This is a genomic window from Shewanella aquimarina, from assembly GCF_023349185.1.
In the GTDB taxonomy this organism is placed as follows: domain Bacteria; phylum Pseudomonadota; class Gammaproteobacteria; order Enterobacterales; family Shewanellaceae; genus Shewanella; species Shewanella aquimarina.
In genome coordinates, this window is record NZ_JAKIKY010000001.1 from 14,097 (window position 1) to 28,076 (window position 13,980).

General features: G+C 51.8%; 11 protein-coding genes. 6 read left to right on the forward strand and 5 right to left on the reverse strand.

The window, feature by feature from the left end; translation table 11 throughout:
* Nucleotides 1-409: 409 nt before the first annotated feature.
* On the reverse strand, nucleotides 410-1,924 hold the full coding sequence (locus L2731_RS00080; protein WP_249251231.1) for a L,D-transpeptidase family protein: 1,515 nt from the start codon (nucleotides 1,922-1,924) through the stop codon (nucleotides 410-412).
* A 318-nt stretch (nucleotides 1,925-2,242) separates the two neighbouring features.
* Between L2731_RS00080 and L2731_RS00085 the strand changes: the two genes are divergently transcribed.
* The gene (locus L2731_RS00085) at nucleotides 2,243-2,578 is read left to right on the forward strand and encodes a hypothetical protein (RefSeq protein WP_249251233.1); all 336 of its coding nucleotides are present in this window, start codon (nucleotides 2,243-2,245) and stop codon (nucleotides 2,576-2,578) included.
* Nucleotides 2,579-2,678: 100 nt separating this feature from the next.
* Nucleotides 2,679-4,853 (forward strand): sulfatase-like hydrolase/transferase, encoded by a 2,175-nt coding sequence (locus tag L2731_RS00090; protein ID WP_249251235.1) that lies wholly within the window; start codon nucleotides 2,679-2,681, stop codon nucleotides 4,851-4,853.
* Between the two features lie 79 nt (nucleotides 4,854-4,932).
* Here L2731_RS00090 and gmhB read toward each other — a convergent pair whose 3' ends face one another.
* Nucleotides 4,933-5,493 (reverse strand): D-glycero-beta-D-manno-heptose 1,7-bisphosphate 7-phosphatase, encoded by a 561-nt coding sequence (gene gmhB, locus L2731_RS00095; RefSeq protein ID WP_239851161.1) that lies wholly within the window; start codon nucleotides 5,491-5,493, stop codon nucleotides 4,933-4,935.
* Nucleotides 5,494-5,668: 175 nt separating this feature from the next.
* Here gmhB and L2731_RS00100 point away from each other — a divergent pair, with 175 nt between their 5' ends.
* Nucleotides 5,669-6,988, forward strand: coding sequence for an aminopeptidase P N-terminal domain-containing protein (locus tag L2731_RS00100; protein ID WP_239851169.1), 1,320 nt, complete (start codon nucleotides 5,669-5,671; stop codon nucleotides 6,986-6,988).
* 94 nt (nucleotides 6,989-7,082) lie between these two features.
* On the opposite strand, the gene L2731_RS00105 is transcribed toward L2731_RS00100, so the two are convergent.
* The 3 genes from L2731_RS00105 to L2731_RS00115 all read right to left on the reverse strand — a co-directional run bounded on the left by L2731_RS00105 (nucleotide 7,083) and on the right by L2731_RS00115 (nucleotide 10,204).
* A complete protein-coding gene (locus L2731_RS00105) occupies nucleotides 7,083-7,664 on the reverse strand; it encodes a uracil-DNA glycosylase family protein (protein WP_239851171.1) in 582 nt (193 codons plus the stop codon).
* Between the two features lie 162 nt (nucleotides 7,665-7,826).
* Entirely contained in the window at nucleotides 7,827-9,149 is a 1,323-nt protein-coding gene (locus tag L2731_RS00110) for an NAD(P)/FAD-dependent oxidoreductase (RefSeq protein WP_249251237.1), read from the reverse strand.
* A gap of 14 nt (nucleotides 9,150-9,163) precedes the next feature.
* On the reverse strand, nucleotides 9,164-10,204 hold the full coding sequence (locus L2731_RS00115; RefSeq protein WP_239851175.1) for a proline racemase family protein: 1,041 nt from the start codon (nucleotides 10,202-10,204) through the stop codon (nucleotides 9,164-9,166).
* A 203-nt stretch (nucleotides 10,205-10,407) separates the two neighbouring features.
* Here L2731_RS00115 and dapA point away from each other — a divergent pair, with 203 nt between their 5' ends.
* From dapA to L2731_RS00130, 3 genes are read left to right on the forward strand one after another with little or no spacing between them, the layout of a single operon-like run.
* Nucleotides 10,408-11,322 (forward strand): 4-hydroxy-tetrahydrodipicolinate synthase, encoded by a 915-nt coding sequence (dapA, locus tag L2731_RS00120; protein WP_239851177.1) that lies wholly within the window; start codon nucleotides 10,408-10,410, stop codon nucleotides 11,320-11,322.
* Between the two features lie 20 nt (nucleotides 11,323-11,342).
* Nucleotides 11,343-12,344, forward strand: a complete 1,002-nt coding sequence (locus L2731_RS00125) for a 4-hydroxyproline epimerase (protein ID WP_249251238.1) — start codon at nucleotides 11,343-11,345, stop codon at nucleotides 12,342-12,344.
* Nucleotides 12,345-12,370: 26 nt separating this feature from the next.
* A complete protein-coding gene (locus L2731_RS00130; RefSeq protein ID WP_249251239.1) occupies nucleotides 12,371-13,936 on the forward strand; it encodes an aldehyde dehydrogenase (NADP(+)) in 1,566 nt (521 codons plus the stop codon).
* Nucleotides 13,937-13,980: the final 44 nt, after the last annotated feature.

A 13,980-nucleotide genomic window follows, 5' to 3' on the forward strand; every position in this document is an offset into this window, starting at 1 on the left:
CCGAATATGCGTTCCTGTTGCCAATTTTTAATCATGACAGGAATAAGCCTCGTCACTCGCTACCTAACCTGTCGAACAGCAATATTGGAAAAACTGCATAATCCAACATTGCTGTTACATTTAAGGGTAGCAAAGTTTTCACGATTCATAGATTAAAAAACAAACAACTTTAAGAGAGTTATTGTGCTATGGGGAGCTAATTTTTATTCAAACCTAGCTAGTTTGGAAAGCTCTTACTAACAAGTAGTTGCGAGATTTTGTCGTAAGAAGAAGACGTAAGACTTGATGATACATTGTGTATTTGACAGCCAAAGCCAATATCAAACTTGCCAACCAAGTAGGTCAAAAGTATTAATCTAACAAATACAAAACACTTAGATAGGATATAAAAGTGGATATAGGCGATGGCCTATAACCCCAAATCTGTAACTGAGGCTCTCTCTGCTAGAGTTGAATTCAACTTGTAGATATCGGGGCGAAATTGCACCACTCCTCTAGTGTCTACCCAAGTCGTTAAATAGGTTATCAGTACGGGTAGAGGCTCAGCGAGCTTATAATATCGCGGCAATTTTTGTGCTAATGCTTCTTTGATAACCGCTGGCGACTGATCAGTGTGCCGAGTAAAAAGGTACTTGGCTAAGATGTCAGCTTTTTCTAAACGCACGCAGCCATGACTCAAGGCACGATCTTGACGCATAAACAGTTTCTTTACGGGCGTGTCATGTAAGTAAATGGCTGCATTATTCGGAATCGAAAATCTATAGCGTCCCAATGAATTATTAGCGCCTGGTTGCTGAACAAGTTGATACTCGCCCAATAGCGCGGCAATTTGCTTAGAGGAATGGTTTGCCAATGGTACCGCTAAAGAGTGACCCTGAGCCACCTTACGCAGCTCAAACCCGTGGGCGGCAAGATAACCAGGATTTTGTCCATTTTTCGGCAGTAACTCACCATAGACAATACTTCGAGGTGGAGTCCAGGTTGGATTCAGTGTCACCAGGTTCAGTGTTGTCACCATTTGTGGCGTCGGCGTTTCGGGTTTGCCGACAATCACTCGCATACTCAATACACTGGTATCATTCTCCATTACCTGTAATTGGTACGCAGGAATATTGACCCACAAGTATCTCTCCGGCAATTGATTGGGTAACGCAAACCAACGAAATAACGCTTGGCGCAGATGAGCAATCTTTTGTGAGGGTGATATCTGCAGCGCTTTGCGGGTCGAACTATCTAGCTCTCCGCTTTCAGGTAGCCCATGCCTTAGTTGAAAATGCTTTATGGCGCTGACGATAGCAGGGTCATAAATCGCCTCTCTATAGGTATTAGACGGTTTAGTTGGTAAGTCGCCTAATTGAGTGAGCATCCACCTCAACTTGGCGATTTCGGGCGACCGCTGACCCAAACGGTATTGCCTAGCGGAGATGGCTGGCCATACATATTTTTCAAGCTGTTGATAGCGTCTAATTTGTTCACGTAACAGTTGCACCTGCTTGTGCTCAGGTAACATGGTGTCGAGTAGCTCATGTAGCTGCTCAGTTTGCACTGCGCTGCGTAGCTGTTGAATGCTCGACAAGGCTTCATCTCCCTGCCCTAGCCTTAATGTTTTCAGCATTTCAATAAAGAGCTGCGAATATCTATCGTCTAAGTCTCTTGTCACCTGCGCACTCGCCTCATTCGTTGACAAGCCTATCTGCTGCCAAAAACCTAGTTCCTGGGCTAAGGCAAGCATCTCCAGGGTTAACGGCCTGGGCCCTCGCTGATCGAACCAAATAAATTCAGGCTCACTGGTCACGACATGATGGTTTAACGGCGTACCCTGAGCCACATTGTCTGCCGCCAGCGCGGATTGACCTACGAAATTCAGGCTAGCGCTAATTAAACAAGCAAAAACGGTCGGGATATAAGATAAGAGCAATTTCATATTGTCGAGCCCATCCTATTCAACAGAAGAAATATAGTGAGGTATCCTCCTGTAACATTATAGGTAAATCACGCCAACCGGCAGTGGTCAGTGCAACGACCTTTCTGGCGGCAAAGAGACAAATTCATCATTAGGGTTAGCTCAGGTTTAGTTCAGGCATAGCGCTAAGACAAGATTATTTCTTAATTTAAAAGCTTGAATTATCGTCCTCCAAATCGCCTAAACATCAGAGATAAATTATTCATCTATACTTTACCCAACAAGCAACTAATCGCCTCTTTTATAGATGAGGTCACATCAATAGGACGTTATAACACCATGATAAAAATGGAGTTAACTCGCCAGCACATACTTCAGCTGACTTTAATTTTGCTGATAATCGTATTACTGCTGGTCATTATCTATCCTGCTTTTACCGTGGCTAATGCTCGTTTTAAACTAAAAACCGAGGTTGAATCTGGTGCGACATTAGCCGAGCGCTATTTATTGCTAGGTGATTGGCCCTCAGGTAATGAAGATGGTTTATTAAATCAATTCAACGACTTTCAGGTCAAAACAAAGGATTTGTCAACTGACTCAACACTAATACCGCCTACGACACTCGATGCGCAAACAGCAAGAGAGCGGGCCGTTGCCCCATTGCCGCAACCATGACGCACTATGAAGGATGATAGAGAGCGAGATGAGCTGAACGAGGTCAAATGAGGATAGAGATACTTTAAGTATTTACGCCGCAATCCAATAGAGAGAGTCTATGCCTGACGACGCAGAGTTAACCACAACATCGACGAATGCCATCTCACTCAAGCGCACTTTTTTTAGAACGCTAGCCATGCTCATTTTTTTCATGGTCATTGCGATTAACTTTAAACAGTTACTGCAATATTACTCCGCCTTTTCTCTTGCCAATGCCATGACGCGCATCGAAGCTGAGTATCTGCTCACTGAAGGATTATTGTTAGACCTCACTTATTTTGCGCTTATGGTGTTGATACTCCATGCATGCTGGGCGTTGGTGATCACCCTTTCCTGTCGTCCATGGTTTGCCATCACAGCTAATGACAATGTTAAGACACAAATTTGGCTAGTGTTGTTACTCCTGCATTGCATTTGGGTTCTGTCTGCCAATGCCTATTTCTATCCAACATCATTACTGGGTTTTTTTCGCGGCACGCCGCTGGCGACGGGTATCACACTAGTCACCTTGGGGCTCTTACTGTTAGCCAATCTTATCTATGCTTTAATGGGCACACTGGCCAATTACAATAGAGGATTGAGGACCCTGTTTGTGATTAGCCTATTGATATTTAGCTTTGTGCCTCTCTATGTATTTACCCGCAACACAACGACCCCCATTTTTTCCAACAATAGTGATCAGCCTAATATTGTTGTCATTGGTATTGATGCTTTGCGCCCAGATCATCTAGCCTATCGCGGCGCCGACCCATCGCTTGCACCAACACTGAATCAACTATTAGCAGAGTCTCTGATTTATGATCGTACCTATACGCCACTGGGACGCACCTTTGTGGCCTGGATGGGAATTTTATCGGGCTTATATCCGACAAATAACGGGGCCAGATTCAACCTTGCCCCGCCAGAACTCGTCAGTAAACCCTTCCCCCTATTAGAACGGCTTGCCGCCAATGGCTATCAGACTACTTATGCCATAGATGAACGTCGCTTCAACCAAATCGATAAGAGTTACGGCTTTGATCGTGTGATTGGCCCTAAGGTGGGCGCCGCCGATGCGATTATAGCGAATGTGGCCGATCTTCCCTTAGTGAACCTGGCAATTAACTTGCCGTTATTGGGTGACTTGTTTCCCTACCTCTATATCAATCGCGCATACGGTAAAACTTACCATCCCTTGCTGTTTAATCATGAGGTAATACACAGCTTATCGGTCGATAAACCCAATTTTTTGGCCGTACATTTCTGTCAATTACACTGGCCCTTCACCTCAAAAGACTTTATCGAATTAGATAAATCGCGTTGGGATGGTAACTACAACCACTATATGTATGGCGAAATGATTAGAAAAGTCGATATGCAAATTGCCGACTTTATTGCCCAATTACGTCGGGGAGGTCTATTAGACAATGCTGTGGTGTACCTGTTATCGGATCATGGTGAGGGGTTCATGTTGAGTCAAGATAGACTCGCGGCAACCGATACTGAAACGCAAACAGCCGATGCTGCGCAGCCAATGGCGCTCAATGTTGCGGCCTGGGGCCATGGCACCAATGTTTTATCTCAGGAGCAATCGCAAGTGCTGCTCGCCTCATTAAGATATCGAAACGGTAAACCAGTAAATCCAGCAGGCAAAGTCGATGGTTTATTTTCACTAGTTGACGTCGCACCCAGCATAGTTGCCAACCTCTCTGCTACAAACGGCAAGGCAATAGTATCTGAAAATTTGAAGTTTGACGGTCAGCCACTACCTCAAGATTTAACAGAACCACTGACTCCTAGCGACAACCAGAGACATATCTTTGTCGAGTCATCGCTTCCGGTAGCCTCAATTAATACCAGCTTTATCGATGATAAAAAGGTGATGTCAGAAACCGCATCTCATTACGAAATTAGAAAAGATGGTCGCGCTGTGATGAAACCTGAGTCCTATCACAACAATATACGGTTAAAGCAGCGTTCAGTGTATGCCCAGCAATGGCAACTGGTCATGCTACCTAAAGATGAGCGGCTTATCTTAGTCGATACGGCAAACAAACGCTGGCATACCCTCAGTGACTATTCGGGCGATGCGCCTTGGGAAGCTATGCTCGATTCACTATGTCAACACTATCAAGCTGACTTTATTGACACGCCGCGCAGCCAGTGTAGCCTTTCCTTTAAGCAGCGGCTACTCAGCGCCGACGCTGATGGCGCTGAGCATGCCAAGGGACAAAATGTATCGCCGCCTAGGTAAAGACTAATCTAGGTAAACACTAGCCTAGATAAGCATTAATCAGCGAATCGGGTTTAAATTAAATGCTGCGCTTAAACCATTAAGCATCTTGCAAAGAACTTAGGTAAGCGGGCACATCGGCGACAGAGTCTAAAACGACGCTGGCGGCGGCAATAGCCTCATCAGTCACCGTTTTACCCGTGCGCACTAAGATACGGATCGGCACTCCTGCGGCCTGCGCAGCCAACATGTCGTCACGCTTGTCGCCCACCATGACAGAACGGCTAAGATCTATCTTCAAGAACTGCGCCGCACTCTTGAGCATGCCAGGCTTTGGCTTACGGCAATCACAGTCCTGCTTATACTCGCCTATGCCTTTCTCACTGTGATGGGGACAGTAATAGATACCATCGAGGTCGACGCCTTTGTCGGCGAAATTCCAATCCATCCATTCGGTCAGACTATGAAACTGATCTTCCGTATAGAGTCCACGGGCAATACCCGACTGATTAGTCACCACCACCAGCTTATAGCCTTGCTGCTTTAACGCGGCGCACGCTTCGAATACGCCTTCGACATATTCGAAATCATCGACCTGATGCACATAACCATGGTCGACATTAATCACTCCATCTCTATCCAGGAAAACGGCACGATTCACGAAAACTTCCCCAATTCGACTGAACCCAATAATTAGTTGAACAGTATTATCACACTTGAATCAACAAAATGCACCGCACAATCACGAATAAAGTCGAAGGGGGCTAGAAATGAATAAAATATACAAATATAGTTAAGCCAATCGCTAATAGCTAATAGCTACACAAGAGATAGAGATGCCAGTAAACACCCTTCACTCAATCAGACGCCAACGCCTCATGGATAAGCTCCCCGACGACAGCTTTGTGATTCTTGTCGGTTATCAGCAAAAGGTACGTAGCAAAAACATCAAGTATCACTTTCGCCAAGACAATGATTTTCTTTACCTAACTGGGTTTAACGAGCCTGACGCCGTCGCATTGCTCTATCGTGGGCCCCAAGGAGAGATAATCTATACCTTGCTATGCCGCCCAAATGATCCACAACAGGAGGTCAGTTTCGGTGCCAGGGCGGGCATTACCGGTGCCATCGAAAAATTCGGCGCGACTCAGGCCTTTGACATCGCCGAGCTAGATACCGTGATGGCATCGAGTCTCACCCATCAGCGTCAGGTATTTATCAGTGACGAACTGGGCCGCTTTAACCACAAATTAATCGATTGGTGTAACACCCAGCGCCAAGCCAGCGGTTTCGATACCCCCAAATGCTATCGGAGCATCACGCCACTGGCCAAATACCTTCACCCACTTAGGGTGATTAAAGACGAGAGCGAACAAGCGGCAATACGCACCGCGGTTAACGCTTCTGTCGACGGCCACAAGGCAGTGATGAAGGCCTGCCGCGCAGACATCAATGAGGCGCAGCTGGCCGCAACCTTTAACTATGCTATCGCCGCAAACGGCGCTAACGAGGTCGCCTATCCCAACATAGTGGCGGCGGGCAACAACGCCTGCTGCCTCCACTATGAAGAGAACTGCTGTCAGACCCAATCTGGCCAGATGCTGCTGATCGACGCCGGCGCCGAGCTCAACCACTACGCCGCCGATATCACCCGCAGCTATCCGGTCGATGGTAAGTTTACCCAAGCCCAAGGGGCGATCTACCAGCTAGTATTGGATGCACTGGATGCCGCCATCGCCAAGGTAACCCCCGGCACGCAATGGAACGAGATCTATGAGACCTGCATGCAGGTGATGGCCCGCGGCCTCATCGAACTCGGCCTATTACAGGGGAGCTATGAGGAGGTGATGGCCAGCGAAAGTTACAAACGCTTCACTGTGCATAAGACGGGGCACTGGTTGGGGATGGACGTCCACGACGTCGGCCCCTATCATGATGACGATGGCGAGTGGCGCAAGCTTGAGCCAGGGATGATCTTTACCATAGAGCCCGGCATCTATATACCGGCCTCTACCACAGATGTACCCGAAGCTTTTCGCGGCATGGGGATCCGCATCGAAGATGATATCCTGGTTACTGCTGACGGCCATGAAAACCTGTCAGAGAAAGTACCTAGGTCAATTGCCGAGATCGAGGCCTTCATGGCGCGCGGCTAGCGTTATAACGGCGCTAGTTTTAATGACGTGAGCGCTATAACAGTATTAGGGTTCTAATGACTCGAGGTTTCTTGGGCTTAGAACTCTAAAGACGCTATTGCGCGAGAGCGCTCGCCACCCTTGCCTTGAGCACTGGCAACAATTCGGTTTCAAACCAAGGATTACGCCTAAGCCAGAGATTATTGCGAGGGCTGGGATGAGGTAGCGGAATTATGTGGCTGCCATGTTGTTGCCAATCTCGCACACACTCAGTCACCCCGCCGCACTGCTTACCGAAATGATAGGCCTGAGCGTATTGGCCTATCACCAAGGTGAGGCGAATATCCCTAAGGTGCGCCAACAATTGCTCGCGCCATGCTGGCGCGCATTCAGCCCTGGGCGGCAGATCCCCAGAGCGCCCCTTCCCCGGATAGCAAAACCCCATAGGGACGATGGCAAAAAGGTTTGGATCGTAAAACTGCTCGCGGCTAACACCGAGCCAATCCCTGAGCCTGTCACCGCTGGGATCGTCAAAGGGAAGCCCGCTGGCCGCGGCCTTAGTGCCCGGCGCCTGACCGACAATCAGTACCCTGGCGTTCGATGCCGCCTGCAACACGGGCCGCACCTTATGGCTAAGATGCGGCTGGCAGATCTGACAGCGGGCAATACGCTCGAGTAGTTGATCTAAGGTTTCCATAAAAGCTCCGGCAAAATATTATTAGCCACTATAATGCTACAGCAATGCCAAAGCTAAAGCGCAATCGAATCTTCGCCGAGAAGCAATCTTTCAGACATGCATGCCCGCCTTCCTTCTATCTCGTTATCCTTAAATCTCTAAGTTTGTCTCTTAGCATGCCGCTTAAAAACGGTCTATACGGTAAGGGGTTATATCCACCTGAGTCTTCTCTTCTTTGATGGCCTCCGCCATAAGCTGGGCACTAAAGGCGGCCCAGGTGAGTCCCAGGTGCTGGTGACCAAAGGCAAAGAAGATCTTATCGCTCTTGGGTGAGGCACCCAGCACAGGCAGGGAGTCGGGGAGCGATGGCCTAAAGCCCATCCACCGCTCCCCCTGAGAAGTTGTAGCGCCAACCAGTACTTCGGGCAGCAGCGCCTTGGCATGGGGCAGCAGACAGTCGGCTCTGGCCTCGACCAGCGGCGCCTTAAGACCGCCAAATTCAACCGTGCCGGCCAGACAGGTCCCGCGGTTCATGGGGGTGATGATGAACTTACGCTCGAAAGATGCCACCGGCCGCTGCAGACGACTGTGTTGTGGCATCATCAGATGATAGCCACGCTCGGTTTCCAGCGGTACCTTAAAGCCAAGCTGTTGCGCTAAGGGCTTAGACCAGGCGCCGGCGCTGAGCAGCAACTTATCACTATGATAAGTTACTCCGCTAGCGACACTGACATTAACACCTTTCTCTTTATTATCTCCCTTACATTCAGCAGCTAACTGAATTACCTCTCCGATCACCAGCTCGCCCCCCAGCTTCTCAAACTGGGTCGCCAAGCGATGACACAGCTCGGCCGGGTCCGGCGTATGGCCGACCTGGGTAAACCACAGTCCGTGGTTGATATTGGGGCTAAGATCCGGCTCTAGCGCCCTCACCTCCTCACCACTGATTAACTTCACCGCCACGCCGGCTTCACGGTAGCTCTTGTATACCCGCTCGACCTCGATAAAAGGCGTCTGTTCAAACACCAAGAGACTACCCTCGAGTTTGAGTAGCTCGGAGCAGCCGCACTCGCTCACCAGCTGCTGCCAGGCATAGATACTCTTTTGATTTAACGCCTTGATCGCCGCCGAGTTATGGGCGCGTTTTGCGGGCAACATATTGACTAAGAAGCGCATAAACCAAGGCAAGGCCTTGAGGAAATAGCGCGGCTGAATGCGAAACGGCCCTAATGGGTCGAGCAACATGCCTGGCAGTTTGAGTAACATGGCCGGGTCGGCCAGGGGAAACACCTGCTCGGTGGCGAAGTGGCCCGCGTTACCAAAGGAGGCGCCCGCCGCTACCCCTTGCTTGTCGATGACGCGCACACTAAAGCCAGCCTTTTGCAAGGCGATGGCATTGGCAAGGCCTATAACACCAGCGCCTATGACAGTGATATCCGCGTTTTGGGTAGAGGCAGAGCTGGCCTGTGAGGCTTTATCCTGGTCTGTTAACTCATGGTTTGTCATATGTTTAGCCTCGATCATCTGAGCATAAATCCCTGCTGAAACTGATCCTTAGGATCTAAGATAAACTCATGACGCCCGGTGATAAAGGCGCGGCCGCTCACCTCGGGGATCACCGCCGCCTTGCCATAAAAGTCGGCGTTATCCAGCGCGCAAACCTGCATGGCGCCATCGACTATGCTCTCAATCTTCAGGCACTCGCCCAGTGCGACCTCGCCTCGAGTGTGAAGCAAAGCTATTCGACCGGCGACCCCAGTGCCTGTGGGCGAGCGATCCACCTCGCCATCGGCAAAGACGCACACATGGCGCGAGTGGGCATCCGCAGAGCTGGTCTTACTCGATGTAAAGATGGTGCCGTAGAGAAAGCCTAAATCCGCTTCTAATGGATGAGCTAAAGGATGCTGAGCCATCACGGCGTGCTTGATACAACGTCCCCAATCTATCATCTGGGCGACATTATCCGGCGCGCAGCTTAACCCCAGCGCATCGGCATCAACATAAGCGTAATAGGCACCGCCGAAACCTATGTCGTAAGCCACCTCGCCTATGCCCTCGACGGTTACGTGACAATCCAGCGCCTCGGCCCAGGAAGGCACGTTACGAAAACTCACCTTGACCTCGCCCGCGCCGTCGCGACAGGCCCTGGCATGGATAAGCCCGGCCGGCGCATCTATCTTTATCTCTCTTGGCGTATCGCCAAGCGCTAGGGTGCCCGTCTCGACTGCCACAGTTACCAAGGCCAAGATGCCGTGACCGCACATGCTGCTGTAACCCTCGTTATGGAGAAACAGCACGCCGAAATCCGCGCCGGGGGTGATAGGCGCAGTGATGATGGCGCCATACATGTCGGCATGGCCCCTGGGCTCATGCATCAAAAGCTGACGATAATGGTCCAGATGCGCCGTGAGATATCTGCGTTTGGCCAATATGGTGTCCCCGGGGATCTCGGGGTATCCCTCCAGCAGGATCCGCAGCGGCTCGCCTTCGGTGTGAGCGTCGAGGGTCTTGAATCGGGCACAGGCATCGAGAAAGCTAGGACTTAAATCTAATAGGCGCATCGGGACTTCCTTTGTTATTGTTTGTATGCAATATATAGTATTTACCGGTGAGAGATAAAAACATAAATAGCGGCAATCTCACCAAGGGGCTTTTCTTCCCCTTAAAATTGTATACAATATACTATAGCTTTTGGTAAACGCCAAAACTTGATATCACTTTTTCGCCGCGCACGTTGCACGGCAATATCTATAGAGGTCTGAACATGAAAGTAAACTGGCAAGGTGTATTCCCAGCAATTTCTACCCAATTTAATGACGATGGTTCGATCAACTATGAGTCGAACGCAAGAATGCTGGAAGACCTCATTCGTGACGGTATCGATGGGGTGATCGCCCTGGGTACCATAGGCGAGAACGCCTCCCTTTCTCCGCAAGAAAAACGTGAATTTATCAAGCACACGGTCGAGACGGTCAATGGCCGCATCCTGGTGCTCTCTGGCTGCACCGAGAACACAGCCCAGCAGGCGGCGAAATATGCTCAGGATGTCGAGGCGCTCGGTGTCGATGGCCTAATGTTACTGCCCGCCATGGTCTACCGCGGCACTGACCGCGAGGTGATCGCCCACTATCAACACGTGGCGCGCTCGACCAAGCTGCCTATCATGATCTATAACAACCCTGTGGGTTATGGCGTCGACATCAACCTGGAGATGACCGCCGTGCTGGCCGAAGAGCCAAACATAGTGGCCATCAAGGAATCGACCACAGATACCCGCCGTCTCACCGAGTTGCAGAGCCGCTTTGGCGACCGTTTTAACATCCTCTGCGGTGTCGACGATATTGCGCTAGAAAGCATTCTACTGGGCGCCACAGGTTGGATCTCTGGCCTAACCAATGTCTTCCCAAGAGAATCTGTTACTCTGTTTAAACTGGCCCGTGCCGGTCGTATCGAAGAAGCCCGTGAGATCTACCGCTGGTTTATGCCGCTGCTGCGCCTAGACACCATTCCGACCCTGGTACAGTGCATCAAGTTTGCCGAGCAGATCGTCGGCCGCGGCAGCGAAAATGTGCGCCTGCCGCGCATGACCTTGATCGGTGACGAACGTGCCTATGTGGAAAAGGTGATGGCCGAAGCCTTGGCTACCCGCCTAGATCTCGACAAGTACAACCTCAACTAATTCTAGGGAGTACGGCATAGATGTTAAAAGGTACCTTCTTTTGCGTCGATGCTCATACCTGCGGTAACCCGGTCCGTTTGGTCACCAGTGGCCATCCGGACCTCAAGGGTCGCACTATGAGCGAGAAGCGCCAGGATTTCCTGGCGCAGTATGACTGGATCCGCAAGGCGCTTATGTTTGAACCCAGGGGCCACGACATGATGTCCGGAGCCTTCCTCTATCCCCCTTGCAGCGACAACGCCGACGCCGCCATCCTGTTTATCGAGACCAGCGGTTGCCTGCCCATGTGTGGCCACGGCACCATAGGCACCATCACCGCCGCGCTCGAGTCTGGCCTGTTAACCCCTAAAACGCCGGGTCAGCTCACCATAGATGTGCCCGCCGGGCAAATTAAGGTGCAGTATCAGCAAAGCGGCGCCAAGGTAGATTGGGTCAAGATCTTCAACGTGCCCGCCTATCTAGCCCATAAAGATGTGGTGCTGGATATCCCAGGCCTTGGGCCGCTCAAGATAGATGTCTCCTACGGCGGTAACTACTACGCCATCGTCGATCCCCAGGCCAACTTCCCCGGCCTGCGCCACTGGAGCGCCGGCGATATCCTGCGCTGGAGCCCGATCGTGCGCGAAATCGCCCATAGAGAACTAAACTGCGTGCACCCAGACGACCCCACGGTCAACGGCGTCTCCCACGTGCTCTGGACCGGCGACACCATCAGCGAAGGCTCCAATGGCGCGAATGCAGTGTTTTATGGCGACAAAGCGATCGACCGTTCACCCTGCGGCACAGGCACCAGCGCCCGTCTGGCGCAGCTCTATAGCCGCGGCGAGCTCAAGGTCGGCGATGAGTACACCCACGAGAGCATCATAGGCAGCCAGTTTGTCGGCCGCATCGAAGCCGCCACCAAAGTGGGTGAATTTGACGCCATCATGCCAAGTATCAAGGGCTGGGCGCGGATCACCGGGCACAACGCCATCACGGTCGACGATGACGATCCCTATGCCTTCGGATTTCAGGTGGTCTAACCGGCCAGCCCAAAAGGACAATAGCAATGACATCAAGTATCACCAACAGATTAACCGGTCAGCATTACATTTATGGCGAGTGGCAGGGCGAAGCCTGTGCCTTTCAAAGCTTTAACCCCGTCGCCAATACTCAGATTGATTGGCACTTTGCCTGCGCGAGCAACGAGCAGCTCGCCCTGGCCACCAAGGCGGCTGAGCAAGCCTTTAAAAGTTACCGCAACAAGAGCGACAGTGAGCGCGCCGCCTTTCTAAGCGCCATTGCCGAGCATATAGAGGCTGACAAAGAGGCTATCATAGAAGCCGCCCACCTCGAGACCGGCCTGCCTCTGGCCAGATTACAGGGCGAAACCGGGCGCACCTGTGGCCAGCTGCGCCTCTTTGCCCAAAATCTTGTTAACCCAATAGAGCAATCGATTGCCGACATGGCTCAACCTGAGCGTCAGCCGCTGCCAAAGCCAGATACCCGTCTAGGTAAAGTTGCCTTAGGGCCAGTGGCCGTCTTCGGCGCCTCTAACTTCCCGCTGGCCTTTTCCACCGCGGGGGGCGACACCGCATCGGCGCTCGCCGCTGGTTGCCCCGTTATCGTCAAGGGCCACCCTGCGCATCCAGCCACCAGCGAGCTGGTCACTCAGGCCATAGAGAAGGCGATCAAGGCTTGCGACATGCCAGCCGGCGTATTTAGTCTGCTGCAGGGACATACCCCGGACCTCTCGACGGGCTTGGTCGAGGCGCCAGAGATCAAGGCGGTGGGTTTCACCGGCTCGTTAAAGGTGGGTCGCATCCTGGCCGATCGCTGCGCGGCGCGCCCCGAGCCTATTCCCTTCTATGGTGAGCTTGGCTCTACCAACCCACAATTCCTACTGCCTGGGATACTCACCGAGCAGGCAGAGACGCTGGCCGAGACTCAGGTGCAATCTATGATGATGGGCCACGGTCAGTTCTGTACCAGCCCAGGGGTGATTGTCGCCGTCAAGGGCGAGGCGCTGACCCGCTACTGTGACAGACTCAGCCAGGCCCTGGCCGAACAGGCTGCCGGCGCCATGCTCACCCCAGGCATCGCCGCCACCTATCAGCAGCAGACAGAGGCACTGCTGGCAGATCCACGGCTAACGCTACTTGCTCAGGGCAAGGCGGCCGAGGCCAGCCACCATACCCGCCCGGCGGCGGTAAAGGTGGATGCGGCAGGCTATCTGGCCGACAGCGCCCTACAACAAGAGGTCTTTGGTCCCTTCGCGATAGTGGTCGAGTGCCAGGACGCCGCGCAGATGCAGGCCGTTGCCGAGCAGCTCGAGGGGCAGCTTACCGCCACGCTTCATGGCGACGAGGGTGATTGGGCTCACGCCCATAGCCTGGTGGATGCCATAGGTCAGCGTGTCGGCAGGCTTATCTTCAATCAGATGCCAACAGGCGTCGAGGTGTGTCACTCGATGAACCATGGCGGTCCCTACCCTGCCAGCACCGACAGTCGCAGCACCTCGGTGGGCAGCATGGCTATCCACCGCTGGACACGGCCCATCTGCTATCAAAACATGCCATCTGCTTTGCTGCCCGAAGCATTGCGAGATGGACAAAGTCTCCTAAAGCGCTTCTAACAGGCATATTAAATAAAGGGAAACCACGGTTTCCCTTTATTTAT